This window comes from Streptomyces asoensis (assembly GCF_016860545.1).
In the GTDB taxonomy this organism is placed as follows: domain Bacteria; phylum Actinomycetota; class Actinomycetes; order Streptomycetales; family Streptomycetaceae; genus Streptomyces; species Streptomyces asoensis.
Genome location: NZ_BNEB01000006.1, coordinates 195932 through 216261 on the forward strand (window position 1 = coordinate 195932; position 20330 = coordinate 216261).

The 20330-nt window shown below is 74.0% G+C and carries 16 protein-coding genes; 8 read left to right on the forward strand and 8 right to left on the reverse strand.

Going from position 1 to position 20330, the window contains the following annotated elements; genetic code table 11:
* Nucleotides 1-22: 22 nt before the first annotated feature.
* The 8 genes from Saso_RS37295 (at nt 23) to Saso_RS37330 (ending at nt 8721) form a co-directional block, all read left to right on the forward strand.
* Entirely contained in the window at nt 23-910 is an 888-nt protein-coding gene (locus Saso_RS37295) for a Phenylacetic acid catabolic protein (RefSeq protein WP_189927210.1), read from the forward strand.
* Complete coding sequence (locus Saso_RS37300) at nt 910-2013, forward strand: Phenylacetic acid catabolic protein (protein WP_189927211.1); 1104 nt, start codon at nt 910-912, stop codon at nt 2011-2013. Before Saso_RS37295 ends, Saso_RS37300 begins: the two co-directional genes overlap by 1 nt.
* Complete coding sequence (locus Saso_RS37305; RefSeq protein ID WP_189927212.1) at nt 2010-2495, forward strand: PaaD-like zinc ribbon domain-containing protein; 486 nt, start codon at nt 2010-2012, stop codon at nt 2493-2495. The genes Saso_RS37300 and Saso_RS37305 overlap by 4 nt, the downstream gene beginning before the upstream one ends.
* Entirely contained in the window at nt 2495-3235 is a 741-nt protein-coding gene (locus tag Saso_RS37310) for an SDR family NAD(P)-dependent oxidoreductase (RefSeq protein ID WP_189927318.1), read from the forward strand. The genes Saso_RS37305 and Saso_RS37310 overlap by 1 nt, the downstream gene beginning before the upstream one ends.
* On the forward strand, nt 3232-4032 hold the full coding sequence (locus Saso_RS37315) for an enoyl-CoA hydratase/isomerase family protein (protein ID WP_229901513.1): 801 nt from the start codon (nt 3232-3234) through the stop codon (nt 4030-4032). Before Saso_RS37310 ends, Saso_RS37315 begins: the two co-directional genes overlap by 4 nt.
* Nucleotides 4033-4037: 5 nt before the next feature.
* The gene (locus Saso_RS37320) at nt 4038-5738 is read left to right on the forward strand and encodes an AMP-binding protein (RefSeq protein WP_189927213.1); all 1701 of its coding nucleotides are present in this window, start codon (nt 4038-4040) and stop codon (nt 5736-5738) included.
* A gap of 380 nt (nt 5739-6118) precedes the next feature.
* Nucleotides 6119-7480, forward strand: a complete 1362-nt coding sequence (locus Saso_RS37325; protein ID WP_189927214.1) for an MFS transporter — start codon at nt 6119-6121, stop codon at nt 7478-7480.
* Nucleotides 7481-7491: 11 nt separating this feature from the next.
* On the forward strand, nt 7492-8721 hold the full coding sequence (locus tag Saso_RS37330) for a cytochrome P450 family protein (RefSeq protein WP_189927215.1): 1230 nt from the start codon (nt 7492-7494) through the stop codon (nt 8719-8721).
* A 199-nt stretch (nt 8722-8920) separates the two neighbouring features.
* On the opposite strand, the gene Saso_RS37335 is transcribed toward Saso_RS37330, so the two are convergent.
* From Saso_RS37335 to Saso_RS37370, 8 genes are all read right to left on the reverse strand, one after another.
* Complete coding sequence (locus Saso_RS37335) at nt 8921-10225, reverse strand: flavin-containing monooxygenase (protein WP_189927216.1); 1305 nt, start codon at nt 10223-10225, stop codon at nt 8921-8923.
* A gap of 169 nt (nt 10226-10394) precedes the next feature.
* Entirely contained in the window at nt 10395-11888 is a 1494-nt protein-coding gene (locus tag Saso_RS37340; RefSeq protein ID WP_189927217.1) for an aldehyde dehydrogenase family protein, read from the reverse strand.
* A 54-nt stretch (nt 11889-11942) separates the two neighbouring features.
* Nucleotides 11943-13484: a GMC family oxidoreductase gene (locus Saso_RS37345; protein WP_189927218.1), complete on the reverse strand. Its 1542-nt coding sequence runs from the start codon at nt 13482-13484 to the stop codon at nt 11943-11945.
* A 9-nt stretch (nt 13485-13493) separates the two neighbouring features.
* Complete coding sequence (locus tag Saso_RS37350; RefSeq protein WP_189927219.1) at nt 13494-14804, reverse strand: cytochrome P450; 1311 nt, start codon at nt 14802-14804, stop codon at nt 13494-13496.
* A 124-nt stretch (nt 14805-14928) separates the two neighbouring features.
* On the reverse strand, nt 14929-16293 hold the full coding sequence (locus Saso_RS37355) for an aspartate kinase (RefSeq protein WP_189927220.1): 1365 nt from the start codon (nt 16291-16293) through the stop codon (nt 14929-14931).
* 104 nt (nt 16294-16397) lie between these two features.
* Nucleotides 16398-17510, reverse strand: a complete 1113-nt coding sequence (locus Saso_RS37360; RefSeq protein WP_189927221.1) for a 3-dehydroquinate synthase II family protein — start codon at nt 17508-17510, stop codon at nt 16398-16400.
* A gap of 123 nt (nt 17511-17633) precedes the next feature.
* Nucleotides 17634-18467, reverse strand: coding sequence for a 2-amino-3,7-dideoxy-D-threo-hept-6-ulosonate synthase (locus Saso_RS37365; protein ID WP_189927222.1), 834 nt, complete (start codon nt 18465-18467; stop codon nt 17634-17636).
* A 162-nt stretch (nt 18468-18629) separates the two neighbouring features.
* Nucleotides 18630-19790, reverse strand: coding sequence for a ParB/RepB/Spo0J family partition protein (locus tag Saso_RS37370; protein WP_189927223.1), 1161 nt, complete (start codon nt 19788-19790; stop codon nt 18630-18632).
* Nucleotides 19791-20330 lie beyond the last annotated feature (540 nt).

Below are 20330 nucleotides of genomic sequence, written 5' to 3' on the forward strand. Positions count from 1 at the left end.
AGCGCTGCGAAAGGAGCAAGACATGCCGACAGCGGCTGCGGCGGGACTCCGCTGCTACGAACTGTGGGATCCGATGCCCGACGAGGTACGCGAGGGCGCCAGGCGGTTCGCCACCGTGCAGGCGCTCAACGAACTGGTGGGGGTGCTGCCGTTCGCCGAGTGGCTGGACCGCGCGCCCGGTTACAGCAGGCGGCAGATGCTGATGGCCAAGGTCCAGGACGAGGTGGGTCACGGGCACGTGGCCGCGCGGGTCGCCGAGGACCTGGGCATGCCGCGCGAGCGGATCCTCCTGGACTACGTGGAGGGCCGCTCCAAGGTCCACAACATCTTCCACTACTCCTTCGCGTCCTGGGAGGAGTTCGGCCCCGGGCTGCTGCTGATGAACTCGGCGGCGATCCTGCAGTTCCGGTCCCTGATGAAGGGCGTGTACCTGCCCTACGCCCGGGCGCTGCGCAAGATCGAGCGCGAGGAGTCCTTCCACTACCAGCACGCCCTGGACCTGACCCACGAGGTGCTGACGCACGGTGACGCCGACCAGCGCCGCCGGGTGCAGGAGGGGTTCGAGATGTGGCTGCCGCGGGTGCTGGCCTACCTCGGCCCGCCCGACACCGAGACGCTGCACGCCAACCGCATGTACCAGATCGGCCTGAAGCCCGAGGGCAACGACGAGCTGCGCCAGGCCTGGCTGAGCAAGATCATTCCGGTTTTCGAGAAGCTCGGCGTGCACGTGGACCCCGCGCTGGTGCGCCGGGCGCCGTCGGGCGAGTGGGAGTTCGCCATGCCCGACTGGGCCGAGGTGAAGAAGGTCATCGCGGGCGGCGGCCCGGCCTCCCAGCGCCGGCTGGAGTGGGTGCGCGGCGCCCTGGACCGCAATACGCGCTACCGGCGCGCGCTGCGGGGGGTGGCGTGATGCCGCACGTTCCCGTCGACACCGACGTCTACGAGGTGTTCGCGCAGACCGGCGCCGGCTCGGCGCTCAGCCACGTCGGCTCCATCGTCGCGCCGCGCCGGGAGGCCGCCTGGCACCTGGCCAAGGAGACCTACGGGCGCCGCGACGACCTGTCGCGGCTGTGGGTGGTGCGGCGCACCGACATGATCGTCTCCAGCGCCGGTGACCGCACCCTGCTCGCCGCCAAGACCCGGATGCCGCACCGTCAGCCCCGTTTCCCCACCACGCGCCGCCGCGACCGCTCCGACGGCCCGGACACCCCCGCGACGGCCCCCGACACCGCCATCGCCGGTGCCGGGACGCAGAGTTCGGCGGCCGGGCCCGGTGAGGCGGGCTCCGCTCGCGCGGGCGCCGACCCGGTCCTGAGCGGGCTGTGGCGGGCCCTGGCCGACGACCTGTTCGTGCTGGGCAACCGGCTGGGCGAACGCATCGTCGACTACATCGACCTGGAGGAGTCCCTGGCGGTCGGCTCCATCGGCCAGGAGGCACTGGCGCACGCCGAGACGGTCCTGGCCCTGCACGGATTCGACGAGGCCGCCGCCGACGCCCACTTCTTCGACCGGCCGCAGAGCCGGTGGCAGGTCTCCCGTGTCACCGGCCTGCTCGGCGACTGGCCCTCCACCGTGGCGTGCGCCCTGGTGGTCTCCGCGGCCGTCACCGTCCTCGCCGAGGAGAGCGCCGCGTACGGGCCCGCGATCGCCGCCGTCCGCGACGAGCAGCTGGTCCACCTCGACCACTGGCGGCGGTGGGCGCGGGCGCTGGCCGCCTGGCCCGAGACCCGCGAGGAGTTCGCGCGGGCCTACGCCGAGGTGACCCACCACGCCGGCGACCTCTTCGGCGCCGCCCCTGACGACACCCCGGCGGGCGCGGCGGACGCTTCGGCCACGGCCGCACGGCTGCACGCCCGTCTGGCCGCCCTGGTCGGCGACAGCGGCGGCCCCGGATCACGCCTGCCGCACCAACCGGTGCCGCGGGAGGCGGGAGGCGGCGGGAGCGTCCTGGCCCGCTGCCTGGCGCGCGGCAGCCTCGTGCGCGAGCACTACGCCCCGGAGGTGTTCCTGTGAGCCCCGACCCGCTCACCGGCGTCGTCGCCGCCGTACGCGACCCGGAGATCGACGTGGGTCTGGGCGACCTCGGAGTGGTGCGTTCGGTCTCGCGGACCGGCGCCCGGATCGTGGTGCGCCTGGCCCCCACCCGGCTCAGCTGCCCCGCCCGCGGCGAGATCGCCCGGCGGGTCCGGTCCGCGCTCACCGACGCCGCGCCCGGACACGGGATCGAGATCGTGTGGGAACGCGGCGCGTGGCAGCCCGCGTCGGTGACCTCCGCCGGCCACGACGCGCTGCGCACCGCCGGATACCGCGTGGCGGGCACCGCCGCCCGGTGCCCCTACTGCGCCAGCGACGACGTCGCGCGCGCCGGCCGCTTCGGCGGCGCGGTGTGCAAGGTGCCCTACGACTGCCGCGCCTGCGGCTCGCCCTTCGATGTGATCGGTACGGCCGGCTGCGCCGTGCTCCCGGTACCCGACGTCAGGCAAGGAGGATCATGATGAGGCTCGCCGGAAAGACGGCCGTGATCACCGGGGGCTCCCGGGGACTGGGCCGCGCCATCGCGGAACGCTACCTGCTGGAGGGCGCGCGGGTGGTGTGCGCGGCGCGCAGCCCCTACGACATCAAGGAAGTCCTCGACCTGGCGCCCGGCCGCGGCGCCTACGTCCCCGTCGACGTCACCAGCAGCGAGTCGGTCACCGCGCTGATGGCCGAGACCGCCGAGCGCTTCGGCGGCATCGACGTCCTGGTGGCCAACGCCGGGGTGAGCCGCGACGGGCGGGTGGACCGGCTGGCGGTCACCGACTGGCAGGACATGGTGGCCACCAACCTGACCGGGGTGTTCCTGTGCACCCGCGCGGCGGTCCCCTACCTCGAACGCAGCCCGGCCGCCCGGATCGTCAACGTCTCCTCCAGCATGGCCACCCGGGTCGCGATCGGCGCGGCCGGCTACTGCGCCACCAAGGCCGCGGTGGAGATGTTCACCCGGGTCAGCGCCATCGAGCTCGGCCCGCGCGGCATCCTGGTCAACTCCCTGGCCCCGGGCATCCTCGACGAGGGCATGGGGCAGCAGCTGACCGCCAACGACAAGATCTGGTCGCGCTACAAGAGCAGGCTGGCGCTCGGCCGGCCCGGCAGCGCCGACGAGGCCGCCGACGCCGCCGTCTTCCTGGCCGGCCCCGAGTCCGGCTACGTCAACGGCCACGTCCTCGAGGTCAACGGAGGCCTGCTGTGGTCGTGACGAGCGCACCCGCGGTGCAACGCCCCACCGCATGGCTGGACCTCGACGGAGCGGTGGGCGTCCTGCGTCTGGACCGGCCGCCGCTGAACGTCCTCGACCGTGCGGCGCAGTACGCGCTGCGCGCCGCGGCCGAGCAGGCCGCGGCCGACGAACGGGTCCGCGCGGTGGTCCTGTACGGCGGGCCCGGCGCGTTCTCGGCGGGGGCGGACATCAAGGAGATGGCCGCGATGACGCACGCCGACATGGTGCGCCACGCGGCCGTGCTCCAGGGCGCCTTCGACGCGGTGGCCGCCATCCCCAAGCCGGTGGTGGCCGCCATCAACGGCCCTGCCCTGGGCGGCGGTTGCGAACTGGCACTGACGGCCGACGCACGGATCTGCGGCAGCCGGGCACGCCTCGGGCTGCCCGAGATCCTGCTGGGCGTCATCCCGGGGGCCGGCGGCACCCAGCGGCTGCCGCGGCTGATCGGCCCGGCCCGCGCCAAGGAACTGATCTTCACCGGACGGCAGGTCGGCGCGGACGAGGCGCTCGGCCTGGGCCTGGTGGACCAGGTCGTGCCGGCCGAGGAGGTGCTGCCGAGCGCGCTGCGCTGGGCGCGGCGCTTCGAGAAGGGGCCCGCCCTGGCCCTGCACGCCGCGAAGACGGCCGTCGACCAGGGGCTGGCGGGCGATCTGGCCGCCGGGCTGAGCGTCGAACGGTCGGTGTTCGCGGCCCTGTTCGCCACCGAGGACCGGCTCACCGGCATGCGGAGCTTCGCCGCCGACGGGCCCGGCCGCGCCACCTTCGACGGGAGATGACCACCATGCCCGATGCGACCGGAGAGTTCCGGCGCGCCCGCGACCACCTGCTGTCCTCCTACGGGGACCTGCCGCGCGCCCGCGCCTTTCCCCGGCCCGGCCTCGGCGAGACGTTCAGCTGGGTCGCGGACTGGTTCGACGTCATCTCCGACGGCAACACCGCCACCGCGCTGCGCGTGGTCGACCTGGACCGGCAGGGCGCGCTGCTGGCCGACACGGCGGTGAGCTTCGCCGAGCTCGCCGAACGCTCCCGGCGGGTCGCCGGATGGCTGCGCTCGCTCGGCGTGGGGCGCGGCGACCGCGTCCTGCTCATGCTCGGCAACCGGGTCGAGCTGTGGGAGTGCCTGCTGGCCGCGTTCCGCCTGGGCGCCACCGTGATCCCCGCGGCCGTCCAGCTGACCTCCGAGGACCTGGCCGAACGGCTGGAACGCGGCCGGGTGCGGCACGTCATCGCGCAGGCCGACCTCACCCCCCGGCTCGACGCGCTGCGCGGCGGATGGACCCGCATCGCCGTCGGGGAACGGGTCGCGGGCTGGCAGGACTACGGCCGCGCCCGCACCGCCGCACCGCTGCGGCGGACGGTCCGCACGCGGCCCGAGGAGCCGTCGCTCATCTACTTCACCTCGGGCACCACCGCCCGCCCCAAGATGGTCGGGCACACCGGCCTGAGCTATCCCGTCGGTCACCTGTCGACGATGTACTGGCTCGGGCTGCGCCCCGGCGACGTGCACCTGAACATCTCCTCGCCCGGCTGGGCGAAACACGCCTGGAGCTGCCTGTTCGCGCCGTGGAACGCGCAGGCGACGGTCCTGGTCGTCAACCAGCCGCGGTTCGCGGCGCGTCCGCTGCTGGAGACGATGTCACGCTGCGCGGCGACGTCGTTCTGCGCGCCGCCCACCGTGTGGCGGAGCCTGATCCAGGAGGACCTCGGCCGGTGGCCGGTGTCGCTGCGCGAGGCGGTGGCCGCGGGAGAACCGCTCAACGCGGAGATCGTGCACCGCATCCGCGACGCCTGGGGCGTGACGGTCCGCGACGGCTACGGGCAGACCGAGACGACCGCCCAGATCGGCACCCCGCCGGGGATGGAGGTCGTGGAGGGCGCGCTGGGCTGGGCGCTGCCGGGCTACGAGGTGGCGCTGCTGGACCCGCACAGCGGCGCCCCCGTCCCGGACGGCGCGGAGGGCGAGATCTGCCTGCCGCTGGCGGGCAGGCCGCTGGGCCTGATGAGCGGCTACCTCGGCGATCCCGAGGCGACCGCGCGCGCCATGCGCGACGGCCACTACCGCACCGGCGACTTCGCCACCCGCGACGCCGAGGGCCTGGTGCGCTACCTGGGACGCGGTGACGACGTCTTCAAGGCGTCCGACTACCGCATCTCCCCCTTCGAACTGGAGAGCGTGCTGCTGCGGCACGCGGCCGTCGCCGAAGCCGCGGTGGTGCCCTCGCCCGAGCCGCTGCGGCTGGCCGTGCCCAAGGCGTACGTGGCGCTCGCCGCCGACTACCGCCCCGAGGCGCAGACCGCGCGGCAGATCCTCGCGCACGCCCGGGAACACCTCGCGCCCTACAAGCGGATCCGCCGGATCGAGTTCGCCGAACTGCCCAAGACCATCTCCGGCAAGACGCAGCGGGCCGAACTGCGCAGGCGCGAGGAGCAGCGGGTCACGCGTTCGGCGCAGGAGTGGTGGGAGGAGGACTTCACCGGCTAGCCGTACGGGGTGCGGCCGTCCGGGCGACGTCGTCCGCGGACGACCGCACCCCCGGCCCGTCGCGTCCGGGCCTGTCGCGTCCGGGCCGTCGTGTCCGGGCCTGTCCCGCCCGCTCCGGTCGCCGGACGGCACCGCAACGCACGCGAGCGGTCCGAGCCGGCCCGCGGTGCGGGCGGGCAGGCCCAAGTGGGCCTGCGCAGGCGGCGGGTGGACCTCCCGTCGGCTACGGGCGAGCCTTCCAGCGGCTGCGGGCGCGGCCTCCCGTCGGCTGCGGGCGGGCCGCCCCGGCGCCGCACCCGCACAGCACCGCACCGCACCGACACCCGCACCGGCGCCCGCAGTGGCCCGGCGCCGTCGTCCATCGAGCCCCGGAGAGCCCCATGCATGACGTCCTCACACCCGAGGGGCTGCGCAGAAGAGCCGTCCTGAGCAGCCTCATCGGCAACAGCATCGAGTTCTACGAGTTCCTGATCTACGGGTCGTTCTCGTCCCTGTACTTCGGCAAGCTGTTCTTCCCCTCCTTCTCCCCCACCGCCGGGACGCTGCTGTCGCTGTCGACGTTCGGCGTCGCGTTCGTGGGCCGGCCGCTCGGCGCCTTCGTCTTCGGGCACTTCGGGGACCGGCTGGGCCGCAGAACGACCCTGATCACCACGCTCACCGTGATGGGCGGCGCGACGGTCCTGATCGGTCTGCTGCCCACCTACGCGACGATCGGCGTGGCCGCCCCGGTCCTGCTGACGGTCCTGCGCTTCGTCCAGGGGTTCTCGCTGGGCGGGGAGTCCAGCGGCGGGTTCCTGATGGCGCTGGAGAGCGCCCGGCCCGGCCGGCGGGGCCTGCTCACCGCCGTCGTCGGCACCGGCAACGCCTGGGGGCTCCTGCTGGCCAACGGCGTCCTGCTGCTGGTCACCAGGCTTCCCGAGCGGCAGGTGCTGTCGTGGGGATGGCGTCTGCCGTTCCTCTTCAGCGCGGTGCTCGTGGTCTTCGCGCTGCGCGTGCGGCTGCGGCTCGCGGAGACCCCCGAGTTCCAGCGGGTGCGCGCCGAGGGCGCGGTCAGGTCGGTACCGGCGCTGGAGCTCCTGTCGCGGCACGGGCTGGTCACCCTGTGCGCGTCGCTGTCGGCGCTGCCGATGTTCCTGGTCTTCTACCTCGGTTCGGTGTTCTCGCTGAAGTACGCCTCCACCGTCCACGTCGGCCGGGCGCAGATGCTGACGCTGCTCGCCGGGTCGTGCGTCTTCCTGATCCTCGCCATGCCGTTCTTCGGCCGGCTGGGTGACCGCCGCGGCCGCAAGGCGGTCTTCGTCGGCGGCATCGTCGTCATGACGGTGGCCCCGTTCGCGTGGTTCCCGCTGCTGGGCACCGGTTCCTTCCCGCTGATGGCGCTCGGCTTCCTGGTGCTGTTCGCGGGGTTCGCCGCGAACTACGGGGTGCAGGGGGCGTTCTACCCGCAGCTGTTCCCCACGGCGCTGCGGTACTCGGGGATGTCCGTCAGCTACAACGTGGGCGGTCTGCTCGGCGGCGCCGTCAGCCCGCTCGTCGCCACGTCTCTGCTCGGCAGGTACCACAGCTGGATCCCGATCGCCTGCTACATGGCGGCGGCCGGTGTGATCGGCCTGACCGCCTCGCTGTTCCTGCGCGAGCGCGCCGACACCCCGCCCCCGCGGCCCGCCGCCGACACCACACACACCGTCGCTGCCGGGAGTCGGCCGGAACCGGCGGATGTCCCCCGCGCCGTTCTCCAGTGAGGAGCTGTCCCATGTCGTCACCGGCCATCACCCGATGCCCCGTCCTCGATCCCACCGGCCGCGCGATGCACGCCGAGGCCACCTCGCTGCGCGAGGCGCCGGCCGTGCTGGTGGAGCTTCCCGGGCCCGTCCGCGCCTGGGCGGTCACCCGGCACAGCGTCATCCAGGCCCTGACCAACGATCCCCGCGTCTCGCGCGACCTGCGCCGGCACTGGCCCGCCCTGGACGAGATGCCCGAGGGCTGGCCGCTCGCCGCCCTCGCCCTTCAGCAGAGCTTCTTCAACTTCTACGGCGAGGAGCACCGCAGGTCGCGGCGGCGTGTCGCGCCCACCTTCTCGCCGCGCAAGGTGGAGGGGATGCGCCCGCGGGTCCGGGAGACCGCCGACCGTCTGGTCGACGCGCTGGCCGCACTGGAGCCGGGGACCGTCGCCGACGTGCGCCAGTCCCTCGCGCTGCCGCTGACCCTGACGGTCATCTGCGACCTGTTCGGCGTCCCCGGCCCGCTGCGCGCCGGGATCGGCGCGGGGATCGACGCGGTGCTGAACTCCTCCCTCGGGCCGCAGGAGGCGCTGGCCGCCCACGACACCCTGTACGAGCGGCTGGGCGAGCTGCTGCGCCACAAGCGCGCCCATCCGGCCGCCGACCTGACCAGCGATCTGCTGCTGCCGTCCGACCCCGGTCAGGAGCCGCTGTCGCAGGAGGTGCTGCTCGGCACGCTGTTCCTGATGATCGGCGCCGGTTACGAGACCACCGTCAACCTCATCACCAGCGCCGTCCAGGCCGTGCTCGAGAACCCCGGGACCCTCGACCGGATCCGTGAGGGGAGCATCGGCTGGCCGGACGTCATCGAGGAGACGCTGCGCGTCGAGGGCCCGATCATGCACATCCCGATGCGCTGCGCCCTGGAGGACATCGACCTGGGCGAGGGGGTCGTCATCCGCAAGGGCGACGCGATCACCGTCGCCTTCGCGGCCGCCGGCCGGGACCCGCAGCTGCATCCGCGGTGCCCGGAGCGCTTCGATCCCACCCGCTCCGGCAAGGAACACCTCGCCTTCGGTCACGGGCCCCACTTCTGCCTCGGCGCGCATCTCGCCCGCCTCGAGGCGGACGTCGCCCTGAGCACGCTCTTCGACCGGCTGCCCGACCTGGCCCTGGCCGACCCCGGCCGGCGGCCCGACCGCGTGGAGTCCTTCATCATCAACGGCCCCCTGGGCCTGAAGGTCGTCCCCCGCCCGGCCTGACGTACCAAGCCGACGGCGCCGCCCCTGAACGATCCGGGGCGGCGCCGTCGGCGTGCGTACCGGCGTGCGTACCGGCGTCCGTGCCCGCTGCCGGAGGGTCCGGGCGGACGGCGCCCGCCCGTACCGGCGCGTGCGGCGGCGCCCCGCGGGAGGTCCGCGGGGCGCCGCTGTAGCGTCCCGGCCGGCGGGCCGGGCGGGTTCAGTTCCAGAGGGGGCCGAGGGCGGCCGGGGAGCGGTGGCGCAGGGTGTTGTCGAGGTGGATGCTGCGGGCGACGCGTTCGGCCTGGGCCCGGGTGGAGGCGATGAGCAGCGGCATGACCGAACCGCCCTCGGGCAGGCCCGCGTAGTAGAGGCCCGGCAGGGTGCCGGTTCCCGCGCGGTGCACCGGCAGGCCGCTGCCGTCCAGGGCGGTGGGCGGCAGGATGCGGTAGTCGGGCACGAATCCGGTGGCCCAGACGATCGTGGTGATGTGGTGGGCGGTCAGGTCGAGGGTGTCGCCGTGGTCGGTGAACTGCGCGGGGTCGAAGGGGGGTTGGGGGGCGGGGTCGGGGACGACCAGGCCGTTGCGTTCTATCGCGGTGTCGATGGCCCGCAGGAGTTCGCTCTCGGCGCGGGCGGCGTCGCGGGCGATCGCGCGGACGTTGTCCTCGAGGTGCAGGACGCCGCCGCGGGCGTCGCGGACGCTGCCGACGAGGGTGACGCCCTTGCGGGCGAGCACGCCGAGGCTGAGATCGCGGCCGCCGGCCTTGCCGCTGAGGACGGACACGCCGGGCAGGACGGGTGAGTCGCCGCGGCCGCCGGAGGCGGACTCCAGGTTGCCCTCCAGCGGCAGCAGTTGCAACCAGTCCAGGACCTGGGCTCCGCGGTAGCGGCGCGGCGAGGTCTTGTGGCGGCCGACCGAGAGGTAGACCTGGCGGCCGGCGTCGCGCAGGTCCTCGGCGATCTGCTGGCCGCTGTTGCCGGAGCCGACGACGAGCACGGCGCCGGGCGGCAGGGACCGCGGGTCGCGGTAGTAGCGGGTGTGCAGCTGGGTGACCGAGGGGTCGATCCGGGCGGTCAGCTCGGGCAGGCGGGGCGCGGAGTAGCCGCCGAGGGCGGCGACGAGGTTGCGGGCCTCGACGCCGGAGCCGTTCTCCAGGTGGAGGCGGAAGCGGGCGTCCGGGTGGGCGGGGGAGCCGGCGGGCGCCTCGACCGAGCGCACGGCGGTGTGTTCGCGCACGTCGACGCCCGTCTCGGCGACGTAGCGGCGCAGCCGTGAGGCGACCTCGCGGGCCGGCATGTAGCCCTCCGGGTCGTCGCCGTCGTAGGGCATGCCGGGGAAGGTGACGGTCCGGTTGGGGGTGTTGACGCGCAGGCTCTCCCAGCGTTCCTTCGCCCAGGCATGGCCGATCTCGCCGCGCTCGAAGACCACCGCCCGGTAGCCGAGCCGGGCGAGGGAGCCCGCGACCGAGCATCCTTGCTGGCCGCCTCCGACGACGGCGGTCTCGACGAACTCGGTCACCATGGCAGTACTCCTGGTCGGCAGAGGAAGTGGATGGTCGTCACGCGGTGGTGCGTCGCGGGCGGTCGTGCGTCGCGGGCGGCGGCGCGGGGCGGCCGGCGCGGGCCCGCCCCGGGTTCGTCGGCGATCCGCCGCAGCCGGCCGACCCCGGCGCCGGTCATGCTCCGGCCGGTCAGGCTCCGTCGACGACGTCGAGGGAGGGCGCCCAGCGCGGGATGGCCTCGCGGCCGGAGGGCAGGCGCAGGCTGCGGCTGAAGCTGTACTCCTGAAGCGTCTCCAGGGCGTGTTCGCGGCCGTAGCCGCTGGCGCCGACGCCGCCGAAGGGGGTGCCGGTGAAGGAGCGGTTGTAGTGGTTGACGAAGACGATGCCGGCCCGCAGTTCGCGGCTGACGCGCAGGGCGCGTTCGGAGTCGCGGGTGAACACGCCGGCGACCAGGCCGAAGTCGGTGCCGTTGGCGATGCGGACGGCCTCGTCCTCGTCGTGGAAGGGGATCAGGCACACGACCGGGCCGAAGATCTCCTCCCGGGCGATGCGCATGTCGGGGGTGACGCCGGTGAACAGGGTCGGGGCCACGTAGTAGCCGTCGGCCAGGCCGGGGTCGGTGGGCAGGGGTGCCTGGGCGGCGATCGTGGCGCCCTCGGCGACGCCGATCTCCAGGTAGTCCAGCACGCGTTGCCGTTGTGCGGGGCTGACCAGCGGGCCGACGTGGGTGGCGGCGTCGGAGCCGGCGCCGACCTTGAGCCGGCCGACGGCCGAGGCGAGGCGGCGGGCCACCTCGTCGTGCAGGTCGGCGTGGACGAGGATCCGCGAGGCGGCGGTGCACGCCTCGCCCTGGTTGAAGTAGCCGCCTTCGACCGCCCAGGGCAGGGCGGACTCCAGGTCCGCGTCGTCGAAGATCATCAGGGCGTTCTTGCCGCCCAGTTCGAGCAGTGTCGGCGTCAGGTTGTCGGCGGCCGTCTTGACGACGGCCCGGCCGGTGGAGGGCGCGCCGGTGAAGGAGATCTTGCCGACGAGCTCGTGGCCGGCGAGGTGGGCGCCGGTGGGGCCGGCGCCGGGCACGATGTGCACGACGTCGTCGGGCAGCACCGACTGGACCAGTTCGGCCATGCGCAGCACCGACAGCGGCGCCTGCTCCGGCGGCTTGAGGACGACGGCGTTGCCCGCGGCGAGGGCGGGGGCGAGCTTGCCGGCGGTGTGCAGCGGGGGCCAGTTGAACGGGACGATCGCGCCGACCACGCCGACCGGCTCGCGGACGGTGACGTCCAGCATGCTGCCGGCGTCGCGGACCTGGCCGGGCATCGCCTCGCACAGGCCGGCGAACATCTCGAAGATGGTGGCCGCGCCCTCCAGGTCGAACTGGCGGGCCTGGGAGTAGGGCTTGCCGTTGTCGCTGGACTCCAGGGCGGCGATCTCGTCGGCGTGCTCGCGGATCACCTGGGCGGCCTTGGCCAGCCAGCGGCCCCGCTCGCGGGGGGTGCGGGCCTTCCAGGCGTAGTGGGCCCGGTGGGCGGCCCTGACCGCCTGGTCGACCCCCTCGGCGTCGGCGCCCTGGACGACGGCCAGGGGCCGGCCGGTCGCCGGGTCGTCCACGGTGAACCGGTCGGCCTCGTTCTCGGACGACCAGCGGGTACGCAGGACTTGTACGGCTTCGACGGTCGTGGACACGGGGATCCTCCTGAAATCGTGCGCCGGGCGGCCCGGCTCGGCTGGTGGTGGGGCTCAGGTGTGCGGGGCGAGGCGTTCGCGCAGTACCGAGGCGATCCGCTCGGCGACCACGACGGCGGGGACGTTTGTGGCCACGCGGGGCATCGCCGGGAACACCGAGGCGTCCGCGACGCTCAGCCCCTGGACGCCGTGCACGGCGCCGTCGGCGTCGACCACGGCGGCCGGGTCGTCGGGGCGGCCCATGCGCATCGTGGCGGCGGCGTGGTTGTAGTGCGCCGGTGCGCGGCGGACGGTGTCGGCGAGTTCGCGGTCGCTGATGTCCGCGCCCGGTATCCGCTCGTCGGCGAGCAGGTCGGCCAGCGGGCGGGTGCGGGCCAGGCGGCGGGCCAGGCGGACCCCGTCGGCGACCCGTTCGGCGTCCTCGGCGGCGCGGTACAGGCCGAGGTCGATGACCGGCGCGTCCAGGGGGTCGCGTGAGGAGAGCCGGACGCTTCCGCGGGAGCGGGGCTGGACGCAGGAGATGAAGAAGACCATGTCCCAGCCGGTGGGGTGGTGGGCGGTGCGCGGGACGAACTGTTCGGGCAGGCTGCCGGCCGGTACGGCCGCCGACGGCAGGATCTGCACGTCGAAGTCGGGCTCGTCGGGTGCGGTGGCGACGCTGAGGACGCTGCCGAACACCGACCGGGCCCGCTGCGTCGGCGGTTTGGCGGCGTGGACCATCCAGTAGGCGGGGTGTTCGGTGAGGTTGCGGCCCACGCCGGGCAGGTCGGCGACCGTGCCGATGCCGAGCGCCGTCAGGTCGTCGCGGTCGCCGATGCCCGAACGCAGGGCGATGGCGGGCGAGTTGTAGGCGCCGGCGCTGAGGACGACGTGCCGGGCGGGGATCTCCTCGCCGGTGGTGAGGCGTACGCCGCGGGCCCGGGTGCCGTGGAAGAGCACCCGGTCGGCCGTCGTCTCGCCGCGGATGTGCAGGTTGGGCCGTTCGCGGACCGGGTTGAGGTAGCCGATGGCGGTGCTCAGGCGGACGCCGTCGGCGGCGCTGAGCGGGGTGCGGGCGAATCCCGGCGTGCCGGGGGCGTTGAAGTCGGCGACCTCGGGGTGCCCCAGGTGTGCGGCGGCGCGCTGTGCGGCGGCGGCGTGCGGGCCGAGGTCGCGGGGGTCGGCGAGGGTCATGCGGTAGGGGCCGTCCAGGCCGTGGTACTTCTCCTCGCCGTGGGGGTAGTGCTCCATCTGCCGGTAGAGGGGGAGCATGGCGGGGTAGCCCCAGGCGGGGCCTGCGGCGTCGGCCCACGCGTCGTGGTCCGAGGGCCTGGCCCGCATGGCGACGCAGACGTTGACGGCGGAGCAGCCGCCGATGACGCGGCCGCGCGGCAGGGGCACCTCGTTGCCGAAGGCGTCGGGGAGGGAGCGGTAGCCCCAGTCGTAGGTGTAGGGGGCGTAGGTGGCGTCCTTGAGGTCCGCCGGCGTGTCGGCGGTGGTGGCGAAGTCGGGGCCCGCCTCAAGGAGCAGGACCGAGCGGTGCGGGTCGGCGCTGAGCCGGTTGGCCAGGACGCAGCCGGCGGATCCGCCGCCGATCACGATGACGTCGTAGGTCATGGCGGCCGCCTACGCGGGCCCGGGCGGGCCGTCGGCGCGACGGGGGCCGGGCACTGGTGCGGTCATCGGGGGGCCTTTCGCGGGCTCGGGGGCGTCCCAGTGCAGGTGCAGTTCCTCGAATCCGCGGGCGATGACGAGGCGTTCGCGGGTGCGGGAGCCGGCCGGGCCCGGGCGCAGTGCGGGGAGGCGGTCGAAGAGCAGGGGGATGGCGATGCGCAGTTGCAGGCGGGCCAGGGCGGCGCCGAGGCAGGCGTGGACGCCGCGGCCGAAGGCCATCTGGTGGCGGCCGGGCCTGCTGCGCAGGTCGAAGGCGTCGGGGTCGTCGAAGACGTCGGCGTCGCGGTTGGCGGAGCCCCAGTGGACCATCACCCGGTCGCCGGGGGCGAGGTGGCGGCCGCCGAGTTCGGTGGGCCGGGTGACGGTGCGGAACAGGCCCTGCACGGGGGATTCGAAGCGCAGGGTCTCCTCGACCATCGTCTCCGCGGACGCCTCGCCGGTGCGCAGGGCCTCGAGCTGGTCGGGGTGCTCCAGCAGGGTGAGCAGGCCGTTGCCGATGGCGCGGGTGACCGTGACGTGTCCGGCGATGATCAGGTTCATCACGATGCGCATCAGTTCGACGTGCTCGAGGCGGTGTTCGAGGCCGTAGCGGGCCAGGGAGGAGATGAGCGAGTCCGGGTCGGCCCGGTCGGTGTCGTCGAGCAGGCTCATCACGTAGTGCTGCATGGTGACGACGTCGCGGGCCCATTCGACGCGTTCGGCGGGCTCGCCGGTGCCGACGGACAGCTTCAGCCAGTTGGAGCTCCACCGGCGCAGCAGGGGCACGTCCCGGGGCGGCACGCCGAGGATCTTGGCCATGACGATCAGGGGCAGGGGCCAGGCGTAGCTCTCGATGATGTCGGTGTGGCCGTCGGCGGCGAACCGGGCGATGAGGTCTTCGGCGGTGTCGCGGACGAAGGGTTCCAGGGCCGCGACGCGCCGTGGGGTGAAGACGCGGTTGACCGCGACGCGCAGCCGGGTGTGTTCCTCGCCGTCGCTCTCGGTCAGGTTGGGTGTCAGGGACCAGCCTTCGGCCAGGACCTGTTGGACCTCTTCGGACTCGGGTCCGCCGGAGATGCGGACCGCGCTCTCGGAGGAGAACGTCCCGGGGTCGTGGACGACGCGCGCCACGTCCTCGTGGCGGGTGAGGACCCAGATGTCGCGGTCGCGGTCGTGCAGGACCGGGCACCGGGCGCGCATCTGCGCGTAGCGGGGGTAGGGGTCGGCGAGCTGGTCGTCGGAGGTGGGGTCGAAGGCGGGGTCGAAGGCGGGCGGGGCGCTCATCGCGGTTCCTGGGGCCGGGCGTCGGCGGTGGGGGTGGGCGGTGTCGGCCCGGTGCCGCCCGCGGGGCCGGGGCCGGGTGGGATGGCGGGCATCGGTGTTCTCCCTCGTGGTGTGGGGGCCCGGGTCACTCGGCGGCGGCCAGGGCGGGCACCGCGGCGTCGAGTTGTCCGCGTCCGGCGGGCAGGGGCCAGGGTGTGCCGGTGCGGTCGGGGGCGGCGGGGTGGACCAGGGGGGCCGGCAGTTCGGACAGGAAGGCGTCGTGGACGGTCTGGGTGGCGGCGGCGAGGTCGCCGCGGCCGGTGAGCACGCTGAGCCGGTTGGAGGTGACGTGCAGGTCGGTGCGGGCGGCGCCGGCCGTGCGCAGGGCTTCGAGCAGGCGCAGGGGCGCGTAGGGCCGCCGTCCGATGCCCAGGCCGACGACGGACAGGCGGGCCAGGTTGGACGTCCAGTGCGCTTCGTCGAGGCGGATGCCTCGGTCGGTGTCGGCGAGGAGTTCGCGCATGTCCTGCACGCTGTCCTCGGGCAGGGTCAGGGCGATGTCGCCGGCGTCCTCGGTGCCGAGGTTGCCGTAGCGGCGCAGTTCGACGTCGGTCTCGCGTTCGACGAGTTCGCCGAGCAGGCGCAGGACGTGGTCGGAGGTGATGCGCCGCAGGACGCACCGCACCAGTCCGGAGCGGCCGGCGACGCCGGCGATGGGGCGGATGCGGCCGGCGGGGGTCCAGGGCTGCCCGGCTCCCGTCGCGGCGGCGCGGCGGCCGTCGCCGACCCAGGTCTGCGGGCCGGTGGCGGCGCTGTTGGAGCGGACCTTGAGGTCGACGCCGTGGGTGCGTGCGTAGTCGACGGAGTCGGAGGCGAGCACTTTGGCGCCGCTGACGGCCAGTTCGGCCATCTCCTCGTAGAGCAGGGCGGTGTGCCGGCGGGCGCCGGCGACGGTGCGGGGGTCGGCGGTGTAGACGCCGGCGACGTCGGTGACGATCTCGCAGTGGTCGGCGCCGAGGGCCGCGGCCAGGGCGACGCCGGTGGTGTCGGAGCCGCCGCGGCCCAGGGTGGTGCGGGCCGCGGTGGCGATCGACTCGCCCTGGAAGCCTGCGACGACGGGGACGCTCGCCTGGGCGAGCGCCTCGCGCAGCCGGCGCGGGTCCACCTCCACGATCGTGGCCCGGCCGTGGCGGTGGTCGGTGCGGATGCCCGCCTCGGGGCCGCTGAACGAACGGCTCGCGACGCCCTGGTGGTTGAGGGCCAGCGACATCAGCGCGGCGGACCCGGCCTCGCCCGTGCACAGCAGGGCGTCGAGTTCGCGTGCGTCGGGGCGGGCGGTCACCGCGGATGCCAGCCGCAGCAGTTCGTCGGTGGCCCCGCCCATGGCGGACACGACCACGACGACCTGGTTGCCGTCCTCGCGGGCCGCCCGGATCTGCCGTGCCGCTTCGATGACCTTTTCAGGTGTGGCGACCGAGGTGCCGCCGTATTTCTGCACTATGAGCGCCATCTCGCGCACTCTCTTCCTTCAGATCCGCGGGACGTGGAAGACGTTGCTCGGCTGCCGCGCCGACCGCCGATTCCCGGGCGGCGGTCACGTGAGCGGCTCGGGCTCTACTGCTCGTGGAGGAACTCCCGGATCGCGTAGCCGACGTGGCGCTGGTCGGTCATGGTGTGGCCGAGGATGACGTCGCCGGGGCGCAGTTCGGTGAAGTTGTGGACGCTGCCGCCGGGGCCGAGGGCCCGCACGTGCCAGTCGTCCTGGCCGACCATGTCCACGAGCTGGCCGCTGCGGGTGCGGGCCTCGATGCGCAGCATGGGGCGCGATTCCATCTTGATGCGGCCCACGACGACGGTGCGCACGCTGCCGTCCGTGCTGACGGCGAGGATCTCCGATCCGCAGTGCAGCTCGGACAGGTACTGGGTGCGGTTGCCGGGCGTCAGGGTGTAGGAGGACAGGGCGGCCGCGTTGACCCGGAACGGGCGGGTGGGCATGTACGGCAGCGGGTGGGTCTCGCTGCTGACGAGGACCAGGCCGGTGGAGTACGAGCCGACGAGGATGCCCTCGTTGGGGCGCAGGTGGGAGCAGGTGTCGACGCAGACCCGGTCGCCCAGGCCGAGGTGGGTGAGCTGGACGATCTCCAGTTCCTCCATCTCCAGCGAGGCGGCCTCGCCGCGGGTGACCTGGACCAGTTCGGTGGCGTCGCCGACGCGCTTGGGGGCCAGCAGGACGGCGTCGGAGCCGCGCTCGAGCACGCCGATGGTGGTGGCGGCGTCCTCGACGTCCGTGACGACGGTGACGATGGATCCCTTGGCCTTGTCGGCGGCGGCGAGCAGGATCTCCAGCGGGATCTTGCTGGGGTCCTGGCGGAACTCGACGAGGGTCAGTTCCGCCTCGTTGGCGATCCGGCAGGCGAGGTCGAGGCTCTGCTCGTCCAGCACCTTGATCAGGACGCCGGAGCGCAGGTCGGGGCGGATGCCCTCGAACTTCTCGGCGATGCTGTGGTCGGCGATCAGGATGTCGACCACGTCGACGAGACGGTCGATGAGGGTGGTGGGCGTCTCCCCGGTGACGACGGCGGCCTTCTGCACGTTCGGCGGGACCTTGGCGGCCAGTTCGGGGTCGTCCAGCACGACGGTCTCGACGCCGATGTGGGTGCTTTCCTCGATGATGGCGGTGGCGAGCTCGGCGGCGGTGCCGCGCAGGTCGATCCATGCGGATTTCATGTTCGCACCTTCGGTTGTGGGTGGCTTTGCCTGTGGTGGTCGCGCCTGGCTGGTCGGTGACGTCCGCTCACGGTGTGCGGACGGGCTCAGGGGGGTCCCCTTGAGACGGGTGGGGGCCGGCCCTCAGACGGTGGCCTCGGACAGCTCCTGGCGCAGGGCGGCCAGGGTGTCGAGCGAGCGGGGGCCCGCGTGGACCCGGCGGGCCACCGAGCGGGCCAGGGCTCCGGGGTCCGGGGCCTGGAAGACGTTGCGTCCGACGGCGACGCCGAGCACCCCGGACTCCATCGTGCTGTCGATGACGTCGAGGAACTTCCCGCTGTCCTCGAGGACGCCGCCGCCGGCGGTGACGACCGGGATCGGGCTGGCCTCGACGACCTCACGCATCGTCAGGGGGGAGCCGGTGTAGGGGAGTTTGACGATGTCGGCGCCCAGGTCCGCGGCGACGTTCGCCGCGTGCGCCAGCAGGACGGGGTCGGCCGGGTCGCTGATGCGCGGGCCGCGCGGGTAGACCATCGCCAGCAGCGGCAGGCCCCAGCGGGCACAGCCGGCGGCGACCGCGCCGAGGTCGGTGAGCTGGGCGGCCTCGGTGCTCGATCCCAGGTTGATGTGCACGCTGACGCCGTCGGCGCCCAGGGCGACCGCCTCTTCCACGGCGCCGACCAGGATCTTGGCGTCCACGTCCGGGGCGTGCTGCGTGCTTCCGTTCAGGTGGACGATCAGCGCCAGCCGCCCGAGCGCGTCGGCCGGCAGGAACCGCACGCGCCCCTTGTGGACGATGATGCCGTCGACCTCGTTGGCGGCCATCGACTCGACGAGCCCGGCGAATCCGGCGGCGGAGGCCACCGGGCCGTCGGCCAGGGAGTGGTCGAGCGGCACCAGGAACGTCGTCCCGGAAGCCGAGTGGACAATGCGCCGAACCCGGCGCTCTTTTCCGTTCCAGCCGTATGCATCGGTCATTTTCTCAACACCCCGTCCCAGGTCCAGATATCCGGACCGGTTGTCCGGTGCGCAATTCGATGCGCTTTCTTCGGAGGTTTCGTTTCGCTGTTTTCCGGTGTTGCTCGAATGACGAAACCAAGGAATTCGATGCTCCGTCAAGCCCCGCGATTTCCCCGCTTTTCAGGGTTTACGGTTCACCGTCGGCTGTTTGCGGGCGGGCGGGGCCGAGCGGCGCTGCGAGACGCGCACGGCGAGGCCCTGCCAGGCCTGCACGCTCGCCTGCGCGAGTTCCGCGACGAAGTCGAGGCAGTGGTCGGGCAGGTCGAGGACGAGACCGTCCTGCGCCTGCGGGTCGATGGCGGCCACCGCGAGGATGCTCAGCAGCAGCCGGCCGGACTGGTTGAAGCGCAGGGAGGGGTCGGTGCGCAGGGAGCGCAGCAGCGCCGTCGACCGGTCGAGTCCGCCCTGCTGCCCCGGCGGGGCGTGGTGCCCGGGCGGGGCGTGGTGTCCGGGCGGGGCGTGGTGTCCGGGCGGCGAGCCGTGCCCCGGCGGGGCGGCCTGGGCCGAGGGGGCGCTGCGCTCGCGCGGCGGTTCGGCGCCCGGTGCGGGCGCCGCGCGCCGCTGGGCGGGGATCACCGCCCGGCTCTCGCGCGCGAGCTGGTCGCGTACGTCGCGGACGGTGCCGGTGGAGACGCCGGCGACCGCGCTGACCGCGCGCAGGGAGGAGGCGGGTTCCCGCAGGAGCATCTCCTTGGCGCGCTCGCGCCCGGCGGCGGTGCTGACGGGCCGCACGCGGCCGTCCCGGCCGATCCTGGCCCGTCCCCCGGGACGTCCGAGCGCCTCGCGCAGGGCGGCGATCGTCTTGGGCGACAGTCCGACGGCGGACGCTATCGCGCGGTTGGACCAGTCCTCCTGCTCGCACAGGATGCGGGTGCCGGCCGCCTTGCGGTCGGCCAGCGACAGCGGCAGTCCGTGGCGCACGTTCAGCCGCACCGCCAGGACGAAGGCGCTCGCGTCGTCGCCGTCGAACCAGCGGGCCCGGACGGCCGGCTCGCCCCGCAGCCGGGCCGCGCGCACCCGGTGCACGCCGTCGACCACCCGGTTGGTGCCGCGCTGCACGATGATCGGCGGCAGGTCGGCCTGCGATTCGGCCAGGACCCGTATGTGCTCGCCGTTCTCCCCCGCGGAGCGCGGCGAGTGCGACAGGTCCAGCTCCGCGACCGGCACCCATTCGACGTCCGCGCCGGCACCGGGACCGGTGTAGCGCGCCTCGGGGTCCTCGCGTTCCGGTGGGTGCACGCGCGCGTCCCGCCGCCGGAGCACTGCTTCGCTGTTCGTCACGTTCGACCACTCCTCAGCCGCACCGCCGCTCTCGGTCAGGGGCCCGGAGTCTGTGCGCACTCCGGCCGACCCGTCATAAGAATACCTACGACAAGGTATTTTTTTGCAACCGTGCGGCGGCATCCGATCCGGTGTGCAACCGGGGATTTCCCCGCTTGCACACCGGCCGGCCACACCGCCGGACCGCGGGCACCCCACCGAGGAAGACCCGGCCCCACCGCAAGAGCGCAGGCCACCACCGGGGCGGACCCCTCTCCGGGTGGGGAAGGGACGCACCGGGCACCGGGGGGCCGCGGCGGGACCGCACCGAAGGCCGGACCTCACCGCCGCCCCGAAACGGGCCGCGCCGGAGAAACCGGAGGGACTGGAGGGGCCGCGGGGGCGGAGGGACGGACCGGCCGGAAGGGTCCTGGGGTCGGAGGGTCGGAAGGCCCTGGGGGCGGAGGGCTGGACGGGTCGGAGGGCGGAGGGTCAGAGGGGCCGCGCCGGGATCCCCGGCGATCGGCACGGTTGCGAACCGGCTGCCGGCGACGACAGGCG